22 protein-coding genes, 1 pseudogene and 2 riboswitches are annotated in these 25,406 nt (G+C 60.9%); of the genes and pseudogenes, 9 read left to right on the top strand and 14 right to left on the bottom strand.

Annotated elements, in window-relative coordinates:
* Positions 1–46: 46 nt before the first annotated feature.
* Both CIK74_RS16775 and CIK74_RS16770 read left to right on the top strand, forming a co-directional pair.
* A complete protein-coding gene (locus tag CIK74_RS16775; protein WP_096257504.1) occupies positions 47–1,093 on the top strand; it encodes an MBL fold metallo-hydrolase in 1,047 nt (348 codons plus the stop codon).
* Positions 1,090–2,439, top strand: a complete 1,350-nt coding sequence (locus CIK74_RS16770) for an MFS transporter (RefSeq protein WP_096257502.1) — start codon at positions 1,090–1,092, stop codon at positions 2,437–2,439. Before CIK74_RS16775 ends, CIK74_RS16770 begins: the two co-directional genes overlap by 4 nt.
* 42 nt (positions 2,440–2,481) lie before the next feature.
* On the opposite strand, the gene CIK74_RS16765 is transcribed toward CIK74_RS16770, so the two are convergent.
* From CIK74_RS16765 to CIK74_RS16735, 7 genes and pseudogenes are all read right to left on the bottom strand, one after another.
* A complete protein-coding gene (locus CIK74_RS16765; protein WP_096257500.1) occupies positions 2,482–3,399 on the bottom strand; it encodes a LysR substrate-binding domain-containing protein in 918 nt (305 codons plus the stop codon).
* 218 nt (positions 3,400–3,617) lie between these two features.
* Positions 3,618–3,857 (bottom strand): hypothetical protein, encoded by a 240-nt coding sequence (locus CIK74_RS16760; protein ID WP_141392983.1) that lies wholly within the window; start codon positions 3,855–3,857, stop codon positions 3,618–3,620.
* A 32-nt stretch (positions 3,858–3,889) separates the two neighbouring features.
* Positions 3,890–5,119, bottom strand: a complete 1,230-nt coding sequence (locus CIK74_RS16755; RefSeq protein ID WP_096257496.1) for an acyl-CoA dehydrogenase family protein — start codon at positions 5,117–5,119, stop codon at positions 3,890–3,892.
* A 33-nt stretch (positions 5,120–5,152) separates the two neighbouring features.
* Positions 5,153–6,379: an acyl-CoA dehydrogenase family protein gene (locus CIK74_RS16750; protein ID WP_096257495.1), complete on the bottom strand. Its 1,227-nt coding sequence runs from the start codon at positions 6,377–6,379 to the stop codon at positions 5,153–5,155.
* Between the two features lie 54 nt (positions 6,380–6,433).
* Positions 6,434–6,524: riboswitch (SAM riboswitch) on the bottom strand.
* 479 nt (positions 6,525–7,003) lie between these two features.
* Positions 7,004–8,365, bottom strand: a complete 1,362-nt coding sequence (locus tag CIK74_RS16745) for a GntP family permease (protein WP_096257493.1) — start codon at positions 8,363–8,365, stop codon at positions 7,004–7,006.
* Positions 8,366–8,627: 262 nt separating this feature from the next.
* Positions 8,628–9,689, bottom strand: a complete 1,062-nt coding sequence (locus CIK74_RS16740; protein WP_096257491.1) for a sugar diacid recognition domain-containing protein — start codon at positions 9,687–9,689, stop codon at positions 8,628–8,630.
* Positions 9,686–9,988 (bottom strand): annotated as a pseudogene (locus CIK74_RS16735) (aldehyde dehydrogenase family protein); the annotation flags it as partial. The pseudogene CIK74_RS16735 and the gene CIK74_RS16740, both read right to left, overlap by 4 nt.
* Positions 9,989–10,160: 172 nt before the next feature.
* On the opposite strand from CIK74_RS16735, the gene CIK74_RS18840 reads away from it, so the two are divergent.
* Positions 10,161–10,307, top strand: a complete 147-nt coding sequence (locus tag CIK74_RS18840; protein ID WP_170947925.1) for a hypothetical protein — start codon at positions 10,161–10,163, stop codon at positions 10,305–10,307.
* 190 nt (positions 10,308–10,497) lie between these two features.
* Here the strand turns inward: CIK74_RS18840 and CIK74_RS16730 are convergent, their stop codons facing one another.
* Complete coding sequence (locus tag CIK74_RS16730; RefSeq protein WP_096257488.1) at positions 10,498–10,800, bottom strand: helix-turn-helix transcriptional regulator; 303 nt, start codon at positions 10,798–10,800, stop codon at positions 10,498–10,500.
* Positions 10,801–10,864: 64 nt separating this feature from the next.
* On the opposite strand from CIK74_RS16730, the gene map reads away from it, so the two are divergent.
* Positions 10,865–11,641 (top strand): type I methionyl aminopeptidase, encoded by a 777-nt coding sequence (map, locus tag CIK74_RS16725; protein ID WP_096257486.1) that lies wholly within the window; start codon positions 10,865–10,867, stop codon positions 11,639–11,641.
* Positions 11,642–11,648: 7 nt separating this feature from the next.
* Here map and CIK74_RS16720 read toward each other — a convergent pair whose 3' ends face one another.
* The gene (locus tag CIK74_RS16720; protein WP_096257484.1) at positions 11,649–12,185 is read right to left on the bottom strand and encodes a hypothetical protein; all 537 of its coding nucleotides are present in this window, start codon (positions 12,183–12,185) and stop codon (positions 11,649–11,651) included.
* Positions 12,186–12,444: 259 nt separating this feature from the next.
* On the opposite strand from CIK74_RS16720, the gene CIK74_RS18590 reads away from it, so the two are divergent.
* The gene (locus CIK74_RS18590; protein ID WP_141392982.1) at positions 12,445–12,729 is read left to right on the top strand and encodes a hypothetical protein; all 285 of its coding nucleotides are present in this window, start codon (positions 12,445–12,447) and stop codon (positions 12,727–12,729) included.
* 495 nt (positions 12,730–13,224) lie between these two features.
* Here CIK74_RS18590 and CIK74_RS19160 read toward each other — a convergent pair whose 3' ends face one another.
* From CIK74_RS19160 to CIK74_RS16705, 4 genes are all read right to left on the bottom strand, one after another.
* Entirely contained in the window at positions 13,225–13,350 is a 126-nt protein-coding gene (locus CIK74_RS19160; RefSeq protein WP_255248283.1) for a hypothetical protein, read from the bottom strand.
* 305 nt (positions 13,351–13,655) lie between these two features.
* A complete protein-coding gene (locus tag CIK74_RS16715) occupies positions 13,656–14,747 on the bottom strand; it encodes an SDR family oxidoreductase (protein WP_096257482.1) in 1,092 nt (363 codons plus the stop codon).
* A gap of 706 nt (positions 14,748–15,453) precedes the next feature.
* Entirely contained in the window at positions 15,454–16,623 is a 1,170-nt protein-coding gene (locus CIK74_RS16710; protein WP_096257480.1) for a glycerate kinase, read from the bottom strand.
* A 109-nt stretch (positions 16,624–16,732) separates the two neighbouring features.
* Positions 16,733–17,173: a MarR family winged helix-turn-helix transcriptional regulator gene (locus CIK74_RS16705; protein WP_096257478.1), complete on the bottom strand. Its 441-nt coding sequence runs from the start codon at positions 17,171–17,173 to the stop codon at positions 16,733–16,735.
* A gap of 93 nt (positions 17,174–17,266) precedes the next feature.
* On the opposite strand from CIK74_RS16705, the gene CIK74_RS16700 reads away from it, so the two are divergent.
* The 3 genes from CIK74_RS16700 to CIK74_RS16690 all read left to right on the top strand — a co-directional run bounded on the left by CIK74_RS16700 (position 17,267) and on the right by CIK74_RS16690 (position 23,295).
* Positions 17,267–18,715, top strand: coding sequence for an MFS transporter (locus CIK74_RS16700; protein ID WP_096257476.1), 1,449 nt, complete (start codon positions 17,267–17,269; stop codon positions 18,713–18,715).
* Between the two features lie 194 nt (positions 18,716–18,909).
* Positions 18,910–19,017: riboswitch (TPP riboswitch) on the top strand.
* Entirely contained in the window at positions 19,015–20,757 is a 1,743-nt protein-coding gene (thiC, locus tag CIK74_RS16695; RefSeq protein WP_096257475.1) for a phosphomethylpyrimidine synthase ThiC, read from the top strand. Its footprint overlaps the riboswitch before it by 3 nt.
* 1,032 nt (positions 20,758–21,789) lie before the next feature.
* Positions 21,790–23,295 (top strand): SulP family inorganic anion transporter, encoded by a 1,506-nt coding sequence (locus CIK74_RS16690; RefSeq protein ID WP_096257473.1) that lies wholly within the window; start codon positions 21,790–21,792, stop codon positions 23,293–23,295.
* Between the two features lie 17 nt (positions 23,296–23,312).
* Here CIK74_RS16690 and CIK74_RS16685 read toward each other — a convergent pair whose 3' ends face one another.
* Positions 23,313–23,777: a GNAT family N-acetyltransferase gene (locus CIK74_RS16685; protein WP_240520576.1), complete on the bottom strand. Its 465-nt coding sequence runs from the start codon at positions 23,775–23,777 to the stop codon at positions 23,313–23,315.
* Between the two features lie 272 nt (positions 23,778–24,049).
* Between CIK74_RS16685 and CIK74_RS16680 the strand changes: the two genes are divergently transcribed.
* Positions 24,050–25,345: an MFS transporter gene (locus CIK74_RS16680; RefSeq protein WP_240520577.1), complete on the top strand. Its 1,296-nt coding sequence runs from the start codon at positions 24,050–24,052 to the stop codon at positions 25,343–25,345.
* Positions 25,346–25,406: the final 61 nt, after the last annotated feature.

The following is a 25,406-nucleotide window of genomic DNA, read 5'->3' as shown; positions in this document are numbered from 1 at the left end:
TTTGAACTGTGACCGCCATACTAGAACAACGAAAGGTCGCAGAGACATGGCCTCCACTAATTTGAATCCACACGTCGTCACCCTCGGCACCGCAGGCGGTCCACGCTGGTGGACCGGCGAGCACGCCGGCGAGCGGGCAGGAATCTCCACCGCGGTAGTCGTCGGTGACAGCGTCTATCTCGTAGATGCCGGCACCGGCGTGGGAAACCAGCTGATGAAGGCGGGGTACAGCCCGGCGAACCTGCGCGGCATCTTCCTCACCCACCTGCACTCCGACCACAGCATCGATCTGGCCTCGCTAGCCATCTTCGGACTGTTCACGCTGCCCTCCGATAAGGAACCCATCACCATCCTCGGCCCCGGCGAGCGCGGCGCCTTACCACCGGTCTCCCCGAGGGCGAGCGTTCCACCGCAGGCGCTCTACCCGCAGAATCCGACGCCGGGCACCGCCTCGATGTTCGACCATCTGATGCAGGCCTACGCAACGGACCTCAACGACCGGGTGATCAACGCCTTGCGCCCCTCCCCGCTGGATCACTTCTCGGCCCAGGACATCCAGATTCCTGCGGGCACCGGTTATCACCCGAATGAGAACCCGACGCCGGAGGCGTTCAAGCCATTCGTGATCTACCAAGATGAATTGGTGACGGTGAGCGCCACGCTGGTGAAGCATCCGCCGATCGCGCCGGCCTTCGCTTTCCGCTTTGACACCGCCGAAGGCTCGGTCACCATCTCCGGAGACACCTCGCCTTGCCAGAACCTTGTCACCCTGGCCCGGGACACGGATCTGCTGCTGCATGAAGCCATCGATTTCGAGTGGGTACAGCGCACCTACGGCCCGATTGGAACGCTGGAATCCCAAGCCTCCATGGACCATCACCGACGGGCCCATACCTCGGCCGAACAAGCCATCGAGATCGCGGCCCAAGCCGGGGCACGCACCCTGGCCCTGCACCACCTGGTGCCGGGCACCACTCCGCTCTCCGTCTGGCATTCGCACGCCGGCAAGTTCTCCGGGACCTACCTGGTCCCCGACGACCTCGATAAAATATCCTTCTCCCGCATCCACAGTGAAATGGCGGCATCCCGATGAGCAATGCAGTGAAGCCACAAAACCAGCCGACAGGCGATGGCGAGCTCAAAGTTCCCTCGCTCAATTCCCCGCAGATGCGGCGCATCCTCGCCTCGAGCTTCATTGGAAGCGCGATCGAGTTCTACGACTTCATCCTCTACGCCACGGCCGCCTCGCTGGTCTTCAACAAGGTGTTCTTCATTGGGCTCACCCCAGGCGTGGCGCTCTTCGCCTCCTTCTCCACTCTCGCCGTCGGCTACCTGGCCCGCCCGCTGGGCGGAATCGTCTTCGGCCACTTCGGCGACAAGGTGGGCCGCAAGGGCGTGCTGATTACCTCGATGGTGATGATGGGCGGCGCCTCAACGCTGATCGGCCTGCTGCCTCCGGCCGCGCAAATCGGCATGATCGCGCCGATCGCGTTGATCACGCTGCGCATCGTCCAGGGCCTGGCCGTGGGCGGCGAATGGGGAGGCGCCATGCTGATGGCGCTGGAGCATGCTCCGAAGGAACGCCGCGGCTTCGCCGCGAGCTTCGCGAATATGGGCGGGCCGGCCGGCGCCGTGCTGGTGACCCTCGCCGTTTCCGCGGTCTCCATCCTGCCCGATGACCAGTTCCTGGCTTGGGGCTGGCGCATCCCGTTCCTGATCAGCATCGCGCTGGTAGGCATCGGCCTGATCATCCGGCTCAAGGTGGCCGAGTCCCCGCTCTTCCTCGCCTTGGAAGACAAAGCCGAAGAACGCAAGACCCCATTCCTGGAGGTCATCACCAAGTACCCCGGTTCGGTGATCCGCGGAACGCTGGTCGGCATGAGCTCCTACACGGTGCAGGGCCTGATGACCGTTTGGGCCGTCGCCTATGTGGTTGAAGAGGTTGGCATGGACCGCACGGCCGTGCTGAATGTGAAAGCCATCGGCGCTGCGTTGACCGTCGTCGGCATCTGGTTCGCCGCCCGCTACTCCGACAGGCTCGGGCGCCGCCCGGTCATGATGGTTGGCATAGCCGCCGGCGCGGTCATGGCCCTGCCGATCATGTGGATGCTGGAAATGGGCGAGCTGTGGCTCTTTGCCATCGCCCTGTTCATCGCCAACGGCATCATCCAGGCCACCATCTTCGGACCCTTCGGCGCGTTCACCGCCGAGCTGTTCCCCACCCGGATCCGCTACACCGGCGCCTCGCTGGTGTACCAGCTCTCCTCCACCGTGGGGGCAGGCTTCACCCCGATGATCGTCACCGGCTTGGTGCTGCTCGGTGGCGGAACGCTGTGGATCGCCGGTGCCGTCTGGGCGGGCGCATTCATTGTCGCCGGGCTCGCCATACGCGGAGTGAAAGAGGGCCGCGAGGCGGATCTCGAAGCAGAAAACCTGTAGTCCGCTGAACAGGATCCAGGGCTGGCCGGAGTCGCAAGGACTCTACCCAGCCCTGTTTTCTTTGTCGGCTCCAACTTCTTCACAGAAGTCGAGGAATGCGCGCAGCCGCAGGCTCGGACGGTCCGAGGCAGTATAGGCGACACAAATATCGCTCTCGCCGACCGGACCCTCAATTTCCAGGATTGCCAGCGGCAGTCCGTCATAGCTGAGATTGACCGGAGGCCGCTGCACCAGCACCGTGTAGCCCAACCCCCGGGCCACCAAACCGCGCACGGCCTCGAAGCTCTGCGAACTCCAACGCACCTTGGGATCCAGCCCGGACATCCGCAGATTCACCAGCTGGTTGTCGCGTACCGTCGGAATGTCCAGGGACACAAAATCGTCTCCCGCCAATTCCGACAGGGCCACACTGCCTCGCTTGGCCAGGCGGTGATTGCCTCCGACCAGGACATATGGCCGCCCCGACATGACGCGGCGCCACCCCACATGGGGCAGGAGATGCCGAGTGTGCGTGAGCACCGCATCCAGATGCCCTTGCAGCATCCGTTCCTGCAGCTCGGCGCCGTCTCCCTCGATGAGGGTCACCTGCAGGTCCGGGTGCACGTTGGTGAAGCGTTCGCAGATCACCGGAATCCAGAAGGCTGCCAGCGAGGAGTAGCAGCCGATGACCAGCGGCCCGGAAAGCTTGGTCTGGCGCTCCACGATCTGGTCCTGCACCTCTTCGGCATGGCGCACCAGCTGCTTGGCATCATGGAGGAAGTCCGTACCCACCGCGGTGAGGACCACGCCGCGCGCCCGGCGCCGCACCAGCAGCTGCGATCCAACCACCCGTTCAAGTTCATCCATCGCCTGCGACATGGCGGCCTGCGAAATGTGGCAGGCGCCAGCAGCCGCGGAGATGGACCCGGTTTCGGCGACGGCGACAAAATACTGTATTTGACGCAGGGTGTAGTTGATCACCCACACAGTCTAGCCAGCGGCATAAGACCCGCCGAAGCAGATTCCATAAAGCACGCTGCGCGCAGCCGTTCGAAACAACCTGCTCGGAGCCCCCTTGGAACGGACGCCTACGATGGAAATGCCCGTGATCTTCAGGCATGCCGGCCTATTGACGAGGGCATGGGTTGCCGCAACGCAGTACCTTCAGAAATACGCTGAGAGCCCTCTTCCGGAAGGGATCAGCACCGCGCCTCGAGATCCATCTGGTCTTCGGCAAGCATCGAGTTGTAGACGGTGACGTCCGCTACGGAATCAGGCAATCGCCGAGTCCGGGCGCTGCCTGTTATCGGAAGGCCGCCGCGGACCGCGAATCCCCAGAGCTTTATCTGCTGAGAGTTGTTGCCGGCGAGGTGAACCCAGGGGGTGCCGGAGAGCTGCTCGGTCATTGATGCGCTGCACGCTGCAGTCCCAGCACTCAAGATGAATGCTGGGCCTGCCTGGTCTTTGGATGCTACTTCGAGGCGCCGATGGCCCAAACACGCGGCAGTTCGGTGCCGTTGACCGCCAGATCGCCGATCAGCCGGGCCTTGAACACCCACGGATTGTGGTTTCCGGCGGTGCGGGCATTGCGCCAATGCCGGTCCAGGTTCTTCGAAACGCTGGTAGCCGAAGCGGCCAACGCGTCGAAGGCGTGGGTGATCGCGTTGAGCACCAGCGGGGTCAGCACCACCTGGGCCTGCGCGCTGGCCAGCTCGGCCGCGTCATTGGCCGCCTCGTCTTCCTCCAACGTCACTTCGCCCTCGTGCCGCGCCAACGCGGTTTCATAGGCTCCCTGCAGGGACTGCGACACGCGTTCCACGGTTCCGGCCGCCGCGAACGCAGTGGCGGATACCTCGCCGATGACCTGAAGCAGCTGCGGATCCTCGGCGGCCACGTTGGCGGCGCCATGGCTGAAGGTGCGCTTGCGGGCCTTCAGCTCGGCGGCGAAGTCACGTTCGGCGGCCTTGGCGGACCCGGCCAGCACAACCAGCAGCACCTGCTGGTAGAACGCGGTCTGGTATTTGAAGCGGGTGTCGAAGTCGATCAGGTCCTCTTCGGCGACGACCGCGTCGGTGAAGGTGGAGGTTCCGGTGCCGGTGGTGCGCTGTCCGAAGCCGTCCCAGTCATCGGCCAGCACCACGCCGGGCTGGTGCCGGTTGACCGCGGCGATCACGCGCTTGCCGGTATCGGTGCGCTCGGCGTAGGTATCCAGCCAGTCGGCGAAGATCGAGCCGGTGGAATAGTACTTGGTGCCGTTGACCAGGAACCCTCCCTCGCCATCCGGGGTGACCTTGGTGATCACCTCGCCCACCTTCACGGTGCCGATCTCGGTCCAGGAATTCCCCACCAACTCCCCGGCGGCAAAGCGGGCCAGCCACTTGTCGCGCCCCGGCCCCGGGGCGGCTACCAGGCGGTCTTCGACGAAAGCGAAGTGGGCGCGCAAGGCCTGGGCGATGCTGGAGTCCGCGGCGGCCAAGTCCACGAGCAATTCGAAGAGCTCGGCCAAGGTGGCCCCTGCCCCGCCGTGGGAGACCGGGACGCGCAATGCGCCGAAGCCGGCGGCGGCCAGCTCGGCCACCTGCTGGTGCGGCAGTTCTCCGCTGCGGTCGCGTTCGGCGGCGCCGGCGGCGATCTTTTCAAAGTGCGGGGCGAAGCGGGTTTTCAATTCAGCCAGGCGGTTGGCGGTGGCAAGTACGGTCATCAGTTCGGTCCAATCCGTGGGTGCGGTTGAGGTTTAGGTGTAGAGCGAGAGCGGCTGGGTTTCCCCGCGCAGGAAGTACGCGCCGACCTCGATTTTCTTGTAGTCCACCGGGTCGTGCAGCGAGTGGGTGCGCACATTGCGCCAGAACAGATCCAGGCCCACATCATTCTGCGTAGAGGAGGAACCGGTGACCTCGAAGATGCGGTTGGCGACCTCCACGCCGATCTCGGTGGAGACCACCTTGGCCTCGGCGATTTCCACCGCCAGCGCCGCGCGTTCAGGCTGGGTGACATTCCCCGCCTTGGCCAGCAGCGCATCGAATTTGCGGCCGAGCTTCTCGGCCAGGGCGGCCACCGCGGCGGTGCGCGCCTTCAGCTCGCCCACGGTGCGCTGGAAGACGACGTCCTGGGAGTAGGTCTCCGCCGCCGAGAGGAACCAGGCGTTCTTGCGGCCCAGCAGGATTTGCTTGCCGCGGGCCAACGCGCCCTCGGCGATGCCCAGGTAGAAGTTCGCGAAGGCCAGCTGGATCCCGGGGGTGAGCAGGGTGGAGACCGGCTCGTCGGTCACCGCCCCGAGCAGATCGGCGGCCTCGATGCGCACGTTGTGGTACTTCAGCGAGTTCGAGGCGCTCAAGCGCTGGCCCAGGTAGTCCCAGTCATCGACGATTTCCAGCCCTTCCCGGTTGCGCGGGAGGACGAAGGCCAACACTTCGCCGTGTCGCGGGCCTCCGGAGACCTCGGCGTTGACGACGATCACCTCGCCGACTCCGGAGCCGGTGGAGAAACGCTTGAAACCGTTCAGCCGGAAGCCATCGTCCTCCGCGGTGAGCGTCAGCTGTGGGTCCACCGGATTCACCGAATCGCCCCAGAGCCAGCCTCCGGCCACGGTCCGCTGCCACCACTCGGCCTGGGCTTCGGCCGGAGCGTAGAAGGCGATGCCGGACTGGTTGATGTAGTGGTAGGCCAGCAGCTGGGAGATGGACCCGTCGGCCGCGGCCAGGATGCGGATGGTTTCAAAAGCGGTGGCCCAGTGCGCTCCGGCTCCCCCGAATTCGGCCGGAACCAGCAGGTTCAGCAGCCCGGCCTCGCGCAGCAGCTGCACCTCGGCGAAGGGCTGCTCGTTTTTGCGGTCGCGCTCCAGCGCGTCCGCGGCCAGGGTGGCCGCGACCTGCTCGGCGATCTCGCGCCAGTGGGCGAGCTCGGCCTCGTCTGCGCTCCCGGTGTAGGGAACGCGGGGCAGTTGCGTGCTCAGTACGGTCATTTTCGTTCTCCCTTAGAGTCTTGCTCCGAAGGAAGCAGAAAGTTGCTTTCTGCTGATCCATCGAACCTGGCGTTAGCACTAGCTGCCGAATGCAGGCTTGCTGCGGCGTCGTCGAGCCAGGTCTCTCAGCCGCTCTGGATGGTTGGTACTTCGAGTGAAACACCGCGGCATGAGCGGATGGAAGGAGCACGTCATCCGACGGAATAGTCGGTCAGAAGTCGTCACAAAGCGAGATTTCCGGCGGACTTGGACCGCCCCGAAGGCGCTGGGACGCCGTCATACTTCTGGAGGTTACGTCATCGGCGATCGGAGAGCTTGATATCCGGATCCAGCATCAATCGACCGGGCACCTGTCAGGGGGATCTCGGTTTCTCAATTAGCCGACAGCGATAAGCGTCAGCGAATGCGGGGGTGGATCATGGATCCAGCGATCAGGCATCCCAGATGGCCGGATTGCCGGTCATTGTTCCCATGCCCGTAATCCTTGCCAGCAAGTCAATGGGGAAAGCTGGGCTGTGCTCGAAGTTGCAGCCTTGCCTATTGCGGCCATCCCGCCAGTTAAACCAATAACCGCGCCATCCACTGATGGCGCGGTTATTGGTTTATGCAGGCTTCTTGGATTTACTAGAGCAGGAATGCCCCGAGGATCCAGACGGTAGCAAATGCGGCGGTGCCCTGGATGGCGGTGGCCACGCTCAAGGTCTTGTAGGCCGTGATCACCGGGATGCGGCTGAGCTGGGAGACCACCCAGAAGTAGGAATCGTTGGCATGCGAGACGACCATCGCGCCGGCGCCAACTGCCAGGACACTGAGCACCATGCCCAGTTCGGAGTCCAGACCGAGGGATCCGAGCATCGGGGCGACCAGCGCCGAGGTGGTCACCATCGACACGGTGGATGAGCCCTGCGCCGACTTCAATGCCGCGGCGATCAGGAATGGCACAGCCAGTCCGAGACCCAAGCCGCTGAGCGAATCGGAGAGGATCGTGGTCAGCTCCGAGGCTGCCAGCACAGCACCAAAGGCTGCGCCGGCACCGGTAATCAGCAGGATGGGCGCCGCGGTGCGCACGGCTTCGTGCATCTGCTCGTTGAAGTCGGCAAGCTTCTTATTGCCGTTCAGCAGCAAGGTCGCGGCGAGCAAACCGAAGATCAGCGCGATCACCGGGGTGCCGATGAAGGACAGTGCTTCCAGTGCGGCGCCTTCGCCGAAGGGATGCGATGGAAGCTTGGCAATCGATGCCGCGCAGATCAAGACCAGCGGAACGAGGATCGGCAGGAAGGCCAAGCCAGGGCTTGGCAGCTTGCCGAAGCTTGCACGCAGCTGCTCGTAATCGAGCTCGGAGATGTCGTTCTCATCCTCGGATGGCAGCGGAGTCCACGTGGACTTGTTGAAGCGGCTGGCATAGAACAGCCCGGCCATGGCCGAGACCACTGCCACCGGCAGGCCGATGGCGATGATCAATCCGAGGTTGTCGGCGATGCCGATGGACTCGGCGGCTGCCAGCGGTCCTGGGGTCGGCGGGACCATGGTGTGGGTGGCATACAGGCCGGTCATCAAGGCAATGGAGGTGGCCAGCGTGGAAACACCGGTGCGCAGGGTGATGGCCTTGCGCAGGGAGTTGAGCACCACGTAGCCCGAGTCGCAGAAGACCGGTATGGAAACGATGTAGCCGATGAGCGACAGCGTCAGGTTGGGGAATCTGGTGCCCAGCACCTTGATCAGCGCATCGGCCATGGAGATCGCGGCCCCGGAACGCTCCAGGATGATGCCGATCATCGTGCCGAAGAGGATTACGAGGCCAATATTGCCCATGGTGCTGCCAAAGGCGGTGGTCACCGTGGAGGCGACCTCGGCGATGGGGATCTTGTAGGCGAAGGCCGCGAGGATGGCCGCGCCGATGAGGGCGAGGAAGGGGCTGATTTTCCAGCGTGCGGTGACCAGCACAATGGCCACCACGGGGATCAGCAGAACGAGGAGTTCATACACGGCGAGTTGGCTCCTTTGCCAATATCTGTGGCCCCCAGCCCGAACCTGCAATGGCGCAGGCGGTCGTTCTGGGTGCGAGTTCCGGCCCGTTGCTGCCGCCCGCTATTCCGCCAGGTCAAGCTGCTCAGGCTTTTCCTGCGAAGGTTGTTTCGGCCGGGAGGACCGGTTCAGCGGGCGCTCAACTTCGAGCATCTTGCCAATACTAGGGACTGCGGACTCAATCACCTATGGGCGCACGCCCATATTCTTATGCCGGAAATTCCTAGAATATGTGTTTCTGGTCTAGGGCGACCGCTGCGTAGATGGCATGCTGCAGCCGCACCGCCTGGCCGGTGTGGCGGATGTCCACCCCGGCGATCAGGGCTACGCGCTCCAGACGCTGCACTAGGGTATTGCGGTGTATGTGCAGTTCGGTTGCGGCCTGGGTCATCGATGCTGCGGCAGTGACGACCAGCAGCGTCTTCGCTTGCTCTTCGCTCAAGTCCCGGGCGGGCCGGGCAATATGGCTCAGGCTCTGCGCCGGTGTGCGCGCGATAGCGGTGGCGATTTCCGGGCTCCAGATCTCCCGGTTTCGTCGCTGGGGTATCAGCGCCGGGAGCGCCACGAGGGCACGGAGGGCTTCGGCTTCGGCCAGCAGGTGTCCGGCGCCTTCTGCCGGGGCGGAGGCAAGATAGCGCTCCGTTGCGCCTTGGTCTTCCTCGAAGGCCGGTTCGTTCGCCAGCCGGATCCGCCAGAACGCACCGGAGAGGTTGATCCAGGAAGTGCGCCGGCCCTCAACGGCCGGCACATCCAGCAATGGATCCTGCGCGCTGCGCGGGATCCATGCCTCCAGTTGCGTTGGTCCGCGCAAGCCGTGCGCTGCCAGGCTCCGGTCAATGGCTTCTGGCTCGGCCCATCCGGCCAGCAACGCGGAGATAATGTCCCGGGCTTCTGTTTCACGGCGGGTACTGCGCGAGTGCTCGCGTTCCTGGGTGAAGAGCAACTGCACGGTCAGTGCAATCAGATCGGCTAGCGGCTCGACCTCATGCGGGGCTCCGGTGACGCCGACGACCCCGCACAGCTGATTATCCAATGTGAGCGGAACGTTGACCCCGGGCTGGGTTCCGGCGCTGCCATCGGCCTGGCTGACGCGGATGATCTGGTTGCGGCGGATCGCCTCGGCGCTGCCCTCGTGATGCGTTCCGATGCGGGCCGCATCGGTGGAAGCAATGATCACCCCGTGGGAATTCATGATATTGACATGGCGGTTAATCGTCGGCGCGATGGTGTCGACGACCTTTTGCGCCAGTGCGCTGCCTAACCGGGGCTGCTCCTGTTCGCTCATGGTTTTATCCTAGCCGTCCGAGGCCTTGGGACCCTTTCCATACCCCAGCCGGACTGCTTGAAACCGCCAGATGGCATGTTCGCGTCCATGCCGGCTCCGGTATTCACGCGGAGATTGCCAGCCTGGATTTTCTTCGCAATCAGCAACGCCTCGGAGATGTCTCGGGTGAAAATGATCGAATTCAGTCCGTAGCCATTGCCGATGGCTTGGCGCAGTACGACCGCGCGGGAATCTTCATCACTGAATTTTGTGTCCGAGAGCTCCGGCCCAATGATCTCTTCTTTTGACACCGACATTTCGGCTTCACATTGTTCAGGACGGTTGGCGGAACGAAGAGCCCTCCGCGCTCACCGGTTCTCCGCAGGTAACCAGTTCGGCACCTTCTGCGAGGCCCGCGGCTATGTACCCGAGCACGCATACATTCAGCACGTCTCATTATCACCGGTGGCAGCTTCAGCATCCAGGTAGTCGATGAAGACCGCCGCTGGGCAAGGAAGCCCTCGCTTAGATCGAACCGGCGGGCACGTGCACCTCATCGGGTTGCCACAGGGCAAGCCACTAGGACTCAATGCCATGCTAGGCATGCCCATGCACCAACGCAGCCTGCACGGGATTTGAAAGGGCCCCTCGAACGCCCGCCAGGGCGCTCCGTACTAAGCGGAACTTCATCAACAAGGTCGGCTGAACTTAGATGATTTGACCGCGCAGGAGATTCCGCTGGAAAAGATCAATGAGGACTACTGGGCACAGGAGAGCGGAGCGATCGCCAGGGGCGTGATCCGCTTCGAAAGCGCAGCATTTCAGCGAACTAGCTCGCAAGCCGCTCGCGCGCCATTCTGCTGGATCGGGCACCGCTGGCGTCCGGCTCTTGGGCAAGCACGGAATTCCATAGTTCATCCAGCGAGAGTCCAAGGACCCCCGCGATGGCGGCAATAGTTGAGAATGCGGGGGTGGCCACTCGCCCGGACTCGATCTTGCGTAGCGTCTCCGGGGAAATTCCCGCGTCAAAGGCAATGTCAACCATGGTCCGCTCGGCTCTTGCCCGGCGCAAGAGGGCGCCGAGGCGCTCGCCGCGTTCGAGTTCTTCAAAAGTGAGGGGCAATCTAACCATAAAACCAATCATAGTACCGGTATAGTATGGACGGTATTGTTATTGGTTTTATGAAAGGCTTCGCATGATCGAGATCCTGAATTCCCACGAAGCTGCCCGGGCTAAGGTCACCGGAGCTCTCGTGGGGCAGATCCTGCAAACCCTGCGGGACCGCAGCGTGGTGGGCACCAACCTTTTGGACATCAACGCTTGGGCCCGCGAGATGATCCTCGGAGCAGGCGCAGAATCCTGCTATGTCGATTACGCACCAGCTTTTGGACGCGGACCATTCGGCCATTACATCTGCACCGCGGTCAACGATGCGGTGCTGCACGGATTACCCCACGACTACGCACTGGCCGACGGTGATTTACTGACCCTGGATCTTGCGATTTCCAAGGAAGGCATCGCCGCTGATGCTGCCATCAGCTTTATCGTGGGGCCGACCCAGGACACCGCAAGCACCCAGCTGATCCAAGCCACGGAACACGCGTTAGCTGCCGGAATTGATGCGGCCCGGCCAGGGGCCAAAATTGGCGATATTTCCTATGCCATCGGCACAGTCTTGCGCGAGGCCGGGTACTCGATCAATACCGAATACGGCGGCCACGGGATCGGCTCGACAATGCATCAGGAACCTCACATTTCGAACAACGGACGGCCCAACCGAGGCTATAAGCTGGTTCCCGGATTAATGCTCGCGCTGGAACCATGGGTTATGACAAACACCGCGAAGCTCATCACCGATCCCGATGGCTGGACCTTGCGAAGCGCAACGGGTTGCCGTACCGCGCATACCGAACACACGGTACTGATCACCGAGGGGGCGCCTCAAGTATTGACCCTGCCGCCCTCCTCCTAGGCCGGGCTTACTCGGCCTCGGCGCGCTCCTTGACGATTGCCTCGGCCACGCTGGCAACATCTGGCGCGAAAGCGTACAGCTTGCCTGCATCTTGGTGCACCCACCAACGTCCACAGAGCGCGGTGCTCTGCAATTCAGCGCCTGCCGGCCACCAGTCGGCTTCGAGGGTTCGGTAGGTCACGAAATCCTCTGGTGCCATGTCCTTGGTCCGCGAATCGGCGGCGTAGCCTTTTTCCAGTTCCTTGGCGCTGGGAACGCCGGTGTTAGCCAGCGGCTCGCATTTGCCGCTTGGAAGTTCACCTGAGTAGTCCATGGTGAAAATTCGCTCGTGCCCGGTGCTGCGTTGCTCCAGGCGGACGTCGGTTCCACCATTGGGAGCCCAGCTGGGAAGCAACCCGGAAGCTACGCCTTCTGCGGAAGTCTTTGCGGTTTTGGAGGCCGACTGCTCATATTTGTCTTCGGTTAGCTGACTGACGTCACATCCGGTCAGCAGCAAAGTGGTCGGAATGGCTAGTGCTATCAAGGGAACAAGGTTTTTCTTCATCACAACACAAGCCTATGAAAGCCTGTGGCGCCACGTCCTCAGCGGACGGGTGTAACTGTGCGTACTCCAAGTCCACCCCTGGCATGAGATCTCTGGACTCGGCGGTGGATAAGCCTCGGACCGAACCACGCCCCCAGTAGCGGAGGACCATGGAGGCCTGCCCCAGGCCGAGGAACCGAGTAGTCGTCGGTTCGCTCACTGCACGGCCCCCGCAAGTAGAGCCGCATCCTGAGTTCCCAGCGCATTGACGATCGGCGGCGTGCGCCACACCCATCCCCTGCATGCAGAGCTGCTGGATGCTGCAGGCACGTGGATCGCAGTTTCGGTGGATTTGTTTTCAACGCAACACTGCGCACCGACTACGGCCAAAGATCAAGGATGCCCTGGATCCTACAGCCATTCTCCCTCGGGCAAGCTAGGAATCTGGCCCGAACATTCCCGTCAGGAACGCGCTATTGTGCCGATGGCGCCGCATAAAGAATTGCGTCGAGTCGAGGCCAAGACTCCTCAGCCCGAGCCACTAACCCGTCTCTTCAATGCATAAATAAAAAATAATGTCCCGCCGAAGGCTTTGCCTTCGGCGGGACAAAATCAAAAAGTACTACATTGCGGGGCTTTAGCCGCCGAGCCCACCGAGAAGGCCGAGAATGATCTCCAAAAGAGTATCGACCAGATCCATGATTCCTCCAGAAAGTGCGATGTGAATAAAAGTCCACGTTATCAACGGGTGTTGATGTAAATAAAACTAACAGTGGACGAGTTTCCTGCGGTGAATATTCTCAATTATTACGAGTTTTATTCTTTGAATATCTAACTAACCTCAGGTAAACATCATAAATCAAATAAATTTCACCGTGTCAATAATACTTAAGTAGGAGCCCAAAAGACTCAGCTTCTCCCTAACCGATTCATGGAAGTGACTCTTGCGAACGTTCTAGTTAAGCCAGTTGATCCATTGGGTTAACAATAACTTTCATGTTCTTGCTCAGCCGATGGAACCTGGAATTCCAGTGAAGTTAAGTACCCAAACCTGCTCCGGCTACAGTTTCGTCATGAACGGGTGGCCTTCGGTGAAATGATCATCGCTCGACTCCATAAACTCGTTCTGATGCTGTGCATCTCGCTCGTCATTGACCATCGCTACGAGAACCTCTTCGTACGTCAAGAGCGCATCGTGCCGAGTTTTAAGTACATCATTCCCAGTTCTGTGCACAAAACTGGGAATGACTCCGCCCTCAGCTCAACCGCCATATTTCTCCGCTGGAGAACTACGCCCCGACGCCGGCCCGCAATCCCGCGAAAATTCCCACCTACGGAGATTCCGCTTTCACCAGCCTTTGATCCCCCGCCCAGGCCGGTTAAATGCTTCGATAACAGCGCATTCCCAGCTGCTGCGCCTGTTTATTCTCGACGTGGACGGCTAAGCCGTTGCGGCGACGCTCGTCTCTCTGGCCCAGAGATAGGCACCACTTAGGGGATGAGTTGATCCACGCGATAGCGGTCGAACAGCGCCACGAAAGCATCAAATGTTCGACGATACCCGGTAAAGCCAGCCACCCTGCTCTTCCCCATGTCGGCCACCACTTCTATGTTTCGCCCTAGGTCACCGTCGGTGTGCCACCACGAAGCCATGCGACCCAGCTTTTGTTCCGCCAACCCGTGCTTCAGCGCCAACTCGCTCCACTGCCTTTCCCGGCCGCTCATGGCCTGCTCGAGAGGCCGAGGCGCCTGTAGGTAGCCTTCCCATTCAACTCCAAAGTGCGCGGCGAGCTTCGGCCACATCCAGCGCCACCGAAAGACATCGCCATTGACGATATTAAAGGCCTCATTGGCAGCAGCAGGGGTCGTCGAAGCCCAGAGCATATGCTCTGCAAGCAGACCGGCGTCTGTCATGTCAGTCAGCCCGTTCCATTGCATTTCTGAGCCCGGGAAGACGAACGGTTCTCCCGTTTCCTTGCACAGCGTTGCTTGCGTGGCGAGCGTGAGCCCCATATTCATTGCGTTTCCCACAGCATGCCCAATGACGGTGTGCGCGCGGTGCACGGACCAGGTGAACCCCTGCTCGGCGGCCGCGGCGAACAACTCGTCTTCTTGCGCGTAGTAGAAGTTCCGAACGGGCAGCCGCGGTTCTTCTTCATGGAACGGAGTATCCGGCATCTCGCCGGCGGCGTAGGCTTCGAAAGGGCCAAGGTAGTGCTTTAGCCCCGTCATCAGAGCCACATGGGCAACCGGCTTGTCCCGCAGCGCGGCCAAGAGAACTCGCAACATGCCTGCGTTGACAGTGATGTTCTCTTCCTCAGAGTCCTGCCGCGACCAAGCGGTGAAGAAGACGTGCGTCGGATGTTCAGGAGCGAGAACGGCCGCCACTGATTCAGCCGAAGTCAGGTCCGCGGAAAGCCAGCGCACTCCGTCGCGATCAGCCCCCGGCCTGCGGGACAAGGCAATAACTGACCATCCTGCGGTGGCGAGGGTCTCCACAAGTGCAGATCCTGCGATGCCCGTCGCTCCAACCACGAGCGCTGTGCGTTGTTCACTCTGTACCGATTTGTCATTGATTGCCATACTGGTGCCAAGCTACGATGCAGGCTAGATATTCCCGGCTGTCCGCCCGGTCGCCTGCTCGGAGCAATTCAAAAGATTATTCATCCGCGCGCGCCCACCCTGAGCGACTCGCTTCTGAAGCTACGCCACTCCCCCAACTCGGCATCTCAGACTCGAAAGATTGGCCTCAAAAACAGCTGAATTTCACGGTTCCTGGCTCCATACACACCACGATTTCCGGGCCGACCCAGATTGTTCGCCCTAGACTTCCCCTCCTACGCAACCAGCTACGTCCTGAACTACGCGTTCAGGAAGCGGACGGTTCGTGCGGAGAACAGGGGAGCCTCGCCGCGCCGTTACACAACAGTTCACCAGCCCATCGCGCATCGCGATCCAGGGCCGAAGCAAGAATCTCTGCATGCTCCTGTTCAACATCGCGTTTCACGTCACGGGCGTCTGGTCCTGCGCAACGCCCATAGGGCTGGATCCGGACCGAGGCGTTTGTGTCGGGTCCGTCTGCAGCGGCACACCACGGCCACTCGCCCAATTTGGTGTGAAAATCTTGGTGTGAAGGATTCAACTCAGGTGTGTAATCATTCGGGTCTTCTGCCGAACTACGCGGGGAGCCATGCGGACAGTGGCAAATATTACGAGGAGCCGGTGCGCGTGATCATGAATGCCGGATTGCTCAGCGCCGATCCGGCAAGCGCCCGAATAGGCGCCTACTTTAATGCAGGTAAGTGCGCGCCACCTGATATGCGGTGCGCCGGATGAGCTCCAAAGCCTGCGATGAAAGCTCACCGAGATCGGCCGGGCCCTGTGCTATCGAATAGGCTGCGAGAATTCCCGACTCGGCGAGCAGCTCCTCGGCAAGGTCTACCGATCCGGCGATCACGATAATGTCTGCATCTCTGCGCGCAGCTTGCAGCACCCCGCTGACCACCTTGCCCTGCAGGGATTGCGAATCCAGGCGCCCCTCACCGGTAAAGACCAGCTGCGCGTCGGCAAGAATCTGGTGCGCGTTCAAAGCCTGCGCTACCAGTTCCCACCCGGGCACGAGCTCAACCTCGCAGTAAGATCCAAGGCAGAGCGCCAAGCCGCCGGCGGCTCCCATGCCGGGCTGCTCGCGCAGCTTTCGACCGGACGCGGTTTCCAAGGTGTCAGCGAGCCGAGCCAGTCCCGCATTCAGTGCTTCCACTTCCTGGGGCGAGGCGCCCTTTTGCGGTCCGAAAACCGCGGCGGCCCCGTTTTCTCCCAGCAACGGATTGGTGACATCGCAGGCGATCTGCCATTTGACTCGAGAAGCTCGCGAATCCAGACCGGAGATATCGATGCTCGCCAGGTCGTTCAGCGCACCACCGCCCGCAGCCAATTCTTTGCCCTGAGCATCGAGGAACTTCGCACCCAGAGCTGCGAGCAATCCAGCTCCGCCATCGGTGGTGGCCGAGCCACCAAGACAAAGAATGATTCGCTGCACTCCAAGCTCCAAGGCTTGAATGACAAGTGGGCCCAGCCCAAAAGTGGTGGCTTGAAGTGGTTGCCGCGGTACGTCACTGACCTGGGGCAATCCCGCGGCTTCCGCCGCCTCGATCACGGCGGTCGTTCCATCTGCAGACAACCCGAAACGCGAGTTGACGGTCCTGCCCAGCGCATCGGTTGTTTCAACGACCTTCGCTTCGGTTCCCCAAGCGTCGATCAACGCATCGAGGGTTCCCTCGCCGCCATCGGCAAAGGGAACGGCGGTGATCGATACCGTACGGGCCACAGAGGTAGCAGCCGCATTCACCCCTGCGGCGATCGCGTCCGCGACTTCGCTGGCCCGGGCGCTGCCTTTGAAGGAGTCCGGAACGATTGCCACATTTAGTGGTTGGGCCGCGGCTGGCGTGCGCTGTGTCATGGACTCAACATTAGGTGCTCTTGAATCCCGGGAATATAGGCAGGCATACATACTTTTGAGCACCAGCGAGCTGATTTATATGCATTACGCACCCTTGACGCGTAGCCGACTACTTACCGCCCTGCTGTTCGCGGTAGTCCTCGATTGACGCGTTGAACTTATGCAGAAGTTCTGCGAATTTGTTGACTTCTTCGGCCGGCCAATCCGAGGTAATGCGGTCGATTGCGCTGACCGAATGCTCGCGAACCTCCGTGAGCCGCTGCTGCCCCAGTTCGGTCAAGGCAAACTTTCGCGCAACACTGCCCGCCGGATCGAGGATTCGTTCGAGATAGCCGTCCCGCACAGCGGTGGTGGTTTGACGTTGCAGGGTCGAGGCGTCGAGGAGAAAAACCGTGCTCATTTCACCGATCGACATCGGCCCCTGGACTTCGATGCGGCTCATCAGCAGATAGACGCTGCGATCCAAGCCATCACCGCTTCGGCGCTGCGCGATGGTGTAGCGGCTGAGCAGCGTTTGCTCATACTCGATATCTGCTGTGCGGCGTTTCATGTACCTAATTCTCCACTTCTACTCATTCGATCATACCCGAACATGTATTATGAACATTTTATGTATCTTACACATTCATTCTGAGAGGCTCTCGTGTCCAAACCCACCTCTGCCGGGATTCCCGGCTCAGGTCTAGCCGTCGCCGTTCTCGCCTCCGCGGGCATCGCTTCGTCGATCACCCAGACCATGGTCACGCCGCTGATCCCACAGCTGCCCGGCATTTTTGATACCTCAGCCTCAAACACCGCGTGGATCATCACCGCCACGCTACTTGCAGCCGCGGTGGCAGTACCAATTTCCGGGCGCTTGGGCGACCTCTTTGGCAAACGGCGCATGCTGCTCATCCTGGCGCTGCCACTGATCCTCGGTTCCATCGTGTGCGCCATGGCCCCCACGGTGGAGGTCATGATCGTCGGCCGCGCACTGCAAGGCCTAGGCTCGGGCATTGTGCCACTGGGCATCGCCATGCTGCGTGACCTTGTCCCGAAGGAACGCCTGTCTTCGGCCATTGCCACGGCCAGCGCCACGCTGGGCGTCGGTGGCGCCATCGGCATGCCGATTTCCGCCGCCGTCATTGATTTCGCCAACTGGCGCGCCCTGTTCTACGGCAGCGCGGTAGTCACGCTGCTGGTAGTTGTCGCCATCTGGAAACTCATTCCTGCCCTGCCGGCCGGCGCCGCCGGACAGCGCTTCGACTGGCTGGGCGCCATTGGGCTGGGCATTGGCCTGATCTCGCTCATGCTTGCCGTCTCCAAGGGCTCCTCTTGGGGCTGGGCGGCACCGCTGACGCTGGGCCTGTTCGGAATGGCCGCCCTCACGCTGTTGCTCTGGGGCATTTGGGAAACACGGACCAAGGATCCGCTGGTTGACCTGCGCACCGCTGTTATTCCGCGCGTGCTGCTGACAAATATCGCCTCGATTTTCGTCGGCTTCGGAATGTACGCCAGCATGCTGGTCATGCCACAGATCCTGCAGCTGCCGTCGCAGACCGGCTATGGCTTGGGCCAGTCGATTCTCGCAGCCGGCCTCTGGATGGCTCCAGGCGGCCTGATGATGCTGGTGCTCTCCCCTGTCGGCGGGCGGCTTTCCGACGCACGAGGCCCGAAGTTCACGCTGGTACTTGGCGTTTCGGTCATCGCCGTCGGCTACTGCCTGACCCTGCTCGGCATGGGTAGCGCGTGGAGCCTGATGCTCACCAGCCTCGTCATCAACGGTGGTGTGGCTCTGGCCTACGGCGCCATGCCGGCGATCATCATGGGCGCAGTCCCCCGCAGCGAAACGGCTGCGGCCAATGGCTTTAACACGCTGATGCGTTCGCTGGGCACGACCACCGGCGCCGCGGTCATCGGCCTGGTGCTGGCCCAGATGACCACCGATTTCGGCGGAGCTTCACTACCGTCAGAATCCGGATTCCGCGCGGCGCTGATACTTGGAGCTGGCATTTCCGTGGTCGCGGCCATCTTGGCGGCCTGCATTCCCAGCGCCGCGAAGAAGAGGGCGATCGAAGTCGACGCGTCGCAGGAACTCAGCCTGAACAAGTAGTCACCCCGGCTCTTCGGAATTGCCGAGTTTATGCTCAGCTTTGACATAGAAACCCCGGGTAATGTCGTAGACACCTCCTTGAAGGTGCGAGTGATGATCGTAAGGCTCCCGTTGGATATTGCCCAACGGGAGCCTTTCACTTTAAAGTTTCTCGTCTTCCTTGCAAGTCCACGTTGCCAGTCGTGATACCTTGTTTGAGACCACACGGGTGCCCTCGCAGGGGCTGAGATCGGGCTAACGCCGTCCGCGACCGTTGAACCTGTCCGGGTAATGCCGGCGAAGGAAGTGAGTTTCCCACAGTGGAACAATTTGAACAGCACTCTGCCCACACCCTTGCCTACCGTGAGTCTGTGGGAATTTCGGTTCCTGTCACGCAGATCCAGCTGGCAGATGCCCCCAACGGCGAGCCGAACGAACCGCTGCAGGTGTACCGCACCAGCGGCCCGGGGAGCGACCCGACCACGGGGCTGAAACCATTTCGAGAGTCGTGGATTCGTGAGCGTGGAGATGTCGAGACCTATGCCGGGCGTGAGCGCAACTTGCACGATGATGGCAGATCCGCGGTCCGCCGCGGCACGGCGAGCGCCGAATGGGCCGGGCGCTCGGCACCACCGTTGCGTTCGGCACCCGGGACTCGGGTCACCCAGATGCACTACGCACGGCAAGGGGTCATCACCCCGGAAATGCGCTATGTGGCCCTGCGCGAAGAATGCGATGTCGAGCTGGTGCGCAGCGAGCTAGCGGCCGGCCGGGCAATCCTTCCGGTGAACATCAACCATCCGGAATCCGAACCGATGATCATCGGCAAGGCCTTCTTGGTAAAAATCAACGCGAACATCGGCAACTCGGCGGTGACCAGCTCGATCGCCGAGGAAGTCTCCAAACTCCAGTGGGCTACCAAATGGGGTGCCGACACGGTGATGGACCTTTCCACCGGCGACGATATCCACACCACCCGTGAATGGATCATCCGCAACTCGCCGGTTCCCATCGGCACCGTCCCGATCTACCAAGCACTAGAAAAGGTCAACGGCGAAGCGAACGAACTGACCTGGGAGATCTTCCGCGACACGGTCATCGAACAGTGCGAGCAGGGCGTGGACTACATGACCATTCATGCAGGTGTGCTGCTGCGCTACATCCCGCTGACCGCCAACCGGGTCACCGGAATGGTCTCCCGCGGCGGGTCGATTATGGCCGGTTGGTGCCTTGCGCATCATCAGGAGAATTTCCTTTACACCCACTTTGACGAACTCTGCGAGATTTTCTCTCGTTACGATGTCGCATTCTCCCTGGGCGACGGGCTGCGTCCAGGCTCCATTGCGGACGCGAATGATGCGGCCCAGTTCGCCGAGCTGGATACCTTGGCGGAGTTGACCAAGCGTGCCTGGAAATATGATGTTCAGGTGATGGTCGAAGGCCCCGGGCATATCCCTTTCCATCTGGTGCGCGAGAATGTGGAACGCCAGCAGGAGCTTTGCGACGGGGCGCCGTTTTACACGCTCGGCCCGCTGGTCACCGATATCGCTCCGGGATATGACCACATCACCAGCGCAATCGGCGCGACCGAAATCGCCCGCTATGGCACCGCGATGCTCTGCTACGTCACGCCCAAAGAGCACCTGGGCCTGCCCAACCGGGATGATGTGAAGACCGGGGTGATCACCTATAAGATTGCGGCGCACGCGGCGGATCTCGCCAAGGGCCACCCGGGCGCCACGGCGCGGGATGATGCGCTGAGCAAGGCGCGCTTCGAATTCCGCTGGAATGACCAGTTCTCCCTTTCACTGGACCCCGTTACGGCGCAGGAGTTCCACGACGAGACGTTGCCGGCGGAACCAGCGAAGACCGCGCACTTCTGCTCAATGTGTGGCCCGAAATTCTGCTCCATGCGGATCTCCCAAGACATTCGGGATGAATATGGATCCGCCGAGGCACAGGCTGCATTGGCCGGGATGGCTGAGAAAAGCCGGCAGTTCCTTGAAAGCGGTGGCAAGGTATATGTCGGGGAAGAGATACCTGTTGGACCCGGCACGCTCTAGAACCGGGAAACCCGAAGCGCAGCCAAAGTGCCTGCACAGAAAGCGCGCTTAGAGTTACAAGTACCTCATTGAAGGTGCGAGTGATGATCGTAAGGCTCCCGTTGGATTGTATCCAACGGGAGCTTTTCAATTTTGGCCGTTCAACCCACTGTGCGGCACGAGCCCGGCGGTTCCCACCCAAGGCCAGGACTCTGTCGACGAAATGATCGGCAAACTTTTCCGGTCGCTCCGGTGTCGATTGCCGAGCGGGCCGACAAGACCTTAGACTCAAAATTCCGCGCTTGCCCGAGAAGCTCCAATAGCCAACACCCAGATCATTTACTCGGTAGTTCTTTTTCTTTCGCCTCCAGATGGATCCTAGGTCCCGGCGCCAGGTAGTTCGACTGCAAGCTACCCGTTGCTTGAATACCGAGCCAAACCAAAGCTCCAGCATAGAGTCGTATCTTAGAGTGGAATTACCTCATTGAAGGTGCGAGTGATGATCGGGAGCATCCCGCCGGGCAACCGGCGGGATGCTCTTGTTAATCGGCAAGATAATCCTCGTCAGCGGGCCGATAGTTGATTGTCGGGTTATCTCGCGGAATTACTCAGCTCAAGCACAGAGTCGACTCTTAGTCTGGAGTTACCTCATTGAAGGTGCGAGTGATGATCGTTAGAATTCCCGCCGGCTTAGCCGGCGGGAATTCTTGGTTAAGCCGGGCGCCCTCGAGCGGCGAGGCATTTCGTAAGAAAACGGTGGTGGCAATTGGGCTCCGACCATGTCCCTCACGCCCACACCACGGTGCACACGAGCTTCCCGGGTTGAAAATCCCACACCGATCGCCAACAGAAATAAAACGTTGTCCACAGAGGCAGCGTAGTTCGGGGGTATTCACCGAGACCCTAAGCGAAGATTGTGTTTGGTGCTGCTCGCCTCGGACATGTAGTACGCATCATGCACGCGGCGCTGGCTGAGGCTTCGGCAAATGAGATAATTTTGTCAGATCCCCTCCGCATTTTCGATTCGGGGATGTCTAACTGAATGGAGCCCCTATGGCGACCGTGGCCACCGACCTGACCCCGCTAGAGCGCCAATCCGTATGGCGCACGCTGAAGTCTCCGAGGCTTCTGAAGACCGAGCTGCTCGCCGGGCTTGTGGTCTCCCTAGCTTTGATCCCGGAGGTAATCGCCTTCTCGATCATTGCCGGTGTGGACCCCCGAATCGGTATTTTCGCCTCGTTCACGATGTCGATCGTGATCGCTTTTACCGGTGGCCGTCCTGCAATGATTTCCGCGGCCGCCGGCGCGGTGGCCCTCGTGGTTGCTCCCCTGGTGCGAAGCCATGGGGTGGACCATCTGTTTGCCGCGGTCATTCTGGCCGGAATCTTTCAGGTCGTCCTCGCCCTGCTAGGTGTGGCGAAGCTGATGCGCTTCATCCCCAGACAGGTGATGCTCGGCTTCGTCAACGCCTTGGCCATTCTGATTTTTCTCTCACAGATGCCCGAGCTGACGGCAGTGCCGTGGGTCGTCTGCCCGCTGGTGCTGCTCGGTCTCGGCATAGTCTATTTCTTCCCTAAGATCACCAAGGCGGTTCCCGCCCCGCTGGTCGCGATCGTGGTGCTGACCCTGATCACCGTGTTCGCCAAGGTCACCGTGCCTACGGTGGGAGACAAGGGAGAGCTGCCCGATTCGCTGCCTTTCTTCATCATCCCGCAGGTTCCCTACACCATGGAGACCTTGAAGGTAATCGCGCCCTATGCGTTGGCAGTCGCATTCGTTGGCCTGCTGGAATCGCTGCTGACGGCCAAACTCGTAGATGACATCACCGACACCCCGTCAAGCAAGACCCGAGAATCGTGGGGCCAGGGGACCGCCAATATCGTGACCGGATTCTTTGGCGGAATCTGCGGCTGCGCCATGATCGGCCAAACCATGATCGGGGTGAAGGCCTCCGGCGGGCGTACCCGCATCTCCACCATGTTCGCCGGCGTATTCATGCTCTTGCTTGCAGTGCTCTTCGGCGACATCGTGGCGCAGATACCGATGGCGGCGCTCGTCGCGATCATGATTTTCGTGTCGTTCACGACATTCAATTGGCACAGCATCCGCCCGAGCACACTGAAGATGATGCCCAAGAGCGAAACCGCGGTCATGGTTGTCACCGTGGTTTTCACCGTGGCCACCAACAACCTGGCCATCGGTGTGGGCCTGGGCGTTCTCACCGCGGTGGTGCTCTTCGCCAACCGGGTGGCGCATTTCGTGACGGTCAAACGCAGCGTCACCGGGGTGGAAGACGGCCAAGCGGCCATCTACACCGTCGACGGCGAATTGTTCTTCGCTTCCTCCAACGACCTATACACCCAGTTCGACTACGCCGGTGATCCGCAACGAATCATCATCGACATGTCCGCCTCCCATCTGTGGGACGCCTCCACGATCGCAGCGCTGGATTCGGTGACGGATAAATACGAGAAGTACGGTAAGCAGGTTCAGGTACTGGGCCTCAACGAGGCAAGCCTGAGAATGCGCGAACGCTTGGGCGGGAAACTCGGCGCCTAAGGCGCGCAGCGCCCGATTCAGTCGAGCCGACGATGCATGAAGACGCTGTGCGGGTCCTCGGCATAGGAACCGAACGGTTCGCAAACGGTGAACCCGGCCGAGGCATATAGTTGGCGTGCCGGAATGAAATGATCGTGTGTTCCCGTCTCCAAATAGAGATCGCTGATGCCGGTCGCACGGGCGTGCCCGATCAAACGTTCCAGCATCGCTCGGCCTAAACCCCTGCCGCGGTGCGCCGCTGCGGTGCGCATGCTTTTCAACTCGGCTCTCGACTTGTCCAGGTTCCGCAACGCCCCCAAGGCTGCGATCTGGCCTCCGAGATAGCCGGCAAATATCGTCATGTGGTTTTCCCCGAGCTGTGTGCTGTTCAGCGCGTGGCGGCTTTCCGGCGGCGCGGTCGGGCTCATCTCACGCAAATGCTCAGAGATCGATAATTCCACGGCCGGATCGGAGGCGCTAACGTGCCTGAAGATGATTTCCATATTCATAGCCTTGCAACATCCGATGACAGCCTGATTTCCCGGATGTGACCTGCCGAATAATAATCTGCGCGAAGACAAGTGAGCCAACAAGTTCTGTTGCTACCTATCGGGCCCGCTGACATTGTCGGTAGTTGTCAGTATTCTTTTCACTACTACACACTGGCGCACCATATGAACATGGGACCCTTCCGATGACCGATGTACCTCCGGATCGTGAACTAGACTCGATCGCACCGAACCCAGGGGTTCCACGCGACGGGCAACGATCCTTCATGCATATCCTCGTCAACACGGCGGTAGCAAACCTCACCACGAGCTACTTGTGGTTTGCGCTGACGTTCTGGGTCTACCTCGAAACCGAAAACGTGATGGCCACCGGAATCATCGGCGGTACCTTTATGCTGCTGATTGCGCTGTTCTCCATGGTGTTCGGAACCATCGTGGACAACCACAAGAAGAAGTCGGTGTTCGTATTCTCTGCAGTGTTCACCGCGCTCATGTTCACTTTGGCAGCGTTGATCTACCTGTGGCTGCCCACCGAATCCATTCTGAATATCGGCGGCTGGCAATTCTGGTTGTTCTGCGGAGTCATTCTCATCGGCGCCGTGGTGGAGCAGATGCGTGGCATCGCCTTGTCGACCACCGTAACCCTGCTGATTCCCGTGGAACGCCACGCCAACGCCAATGGGCTGGTCGGTACGGTTCAGGGCATCGCTTTCATCGTCACCAGCGTGTTCAGCGGGTTGTCCATTGGCCTGCTGGGCATGGGGTGGACGCTCACCCTGGCGTTGGTCCTGGTCGTGGTGACGCTCATACATTTGCTGACGGTTTCGCTGCCCGAAGAAGCACCCGAGGTGGAACCGGGGCATACCAAGCGGACCGACCTCAAACTCGGATTCACCACCGTTCTGGCCATCCCTGGCCTGTTCGCCCTGATCATATTCTCCATGTTCAACAACTTCATCGGCGGGGTCTACATGGCGCTGATGGATCCCTACGGGCTGACGATCATGAGCGTAGAAGCCTGGGGCATCGTCTTTGGCCTAGCTTCGACGGGGTTCATCATTGGCGGTCTGCTCATCGCCAAGTTCGGTCTGGGCAAGAACCCGATTCGAACCCTTTTGCTGGCCGTGGTGGTGATGGGCATGCTCGGTGCGCTCTTCACCATTCGAGAATGGACCTGGCTCTATATTCTGGGAATCTGGCTGTACATGATCCTGATCCCGGCGGTTGAAGCCTCCGAGCAGACCGTGATCCAGAAAGTCGTACCCTTCCGGCGCCAGGGGCGGGTCTTCGGGTTTGCGCAGATGATGGAGGCCGCGGCAGCACCCATCACCGCATTCATGATTGCCCCGGTGGCCCAGTACCTGATCATTCCATTCATGAAAACCGAAGAGGGCGATGCGAGCCTCGGCTGGCTTGTAGGCCAGGGTGATGCACGAGGTATCGCGCTCATCTTCCTCGGCGCGGGGCTAATCATGGTGGTTGCGGCCTTGCTGGCCATGGGCAGCAAGCAATACCGCAAGATCTCTTCCATATTCCAAGCGCCCGAACCGGCGACCACGTGAGCACCGCGAAGACGGCCAGCTGCTCCCCCGGCTAGGAAAATACACCGAGGGAGCAGGCTGT

This window comes from Glutamicibacter sp. BW77, assembly GCF_002332285.1.
Lineage (GTDB): Bacteria > Actinomycetota > Actinomycetes > Actinomycetales > Micrococcaceae > Glutamicibacter > Glutamicibacter bergerei.
Note: the sequence above shows the minus strand (reverse complement) of the source record. Positions and strands in the feature narration are given on the sequence as shown.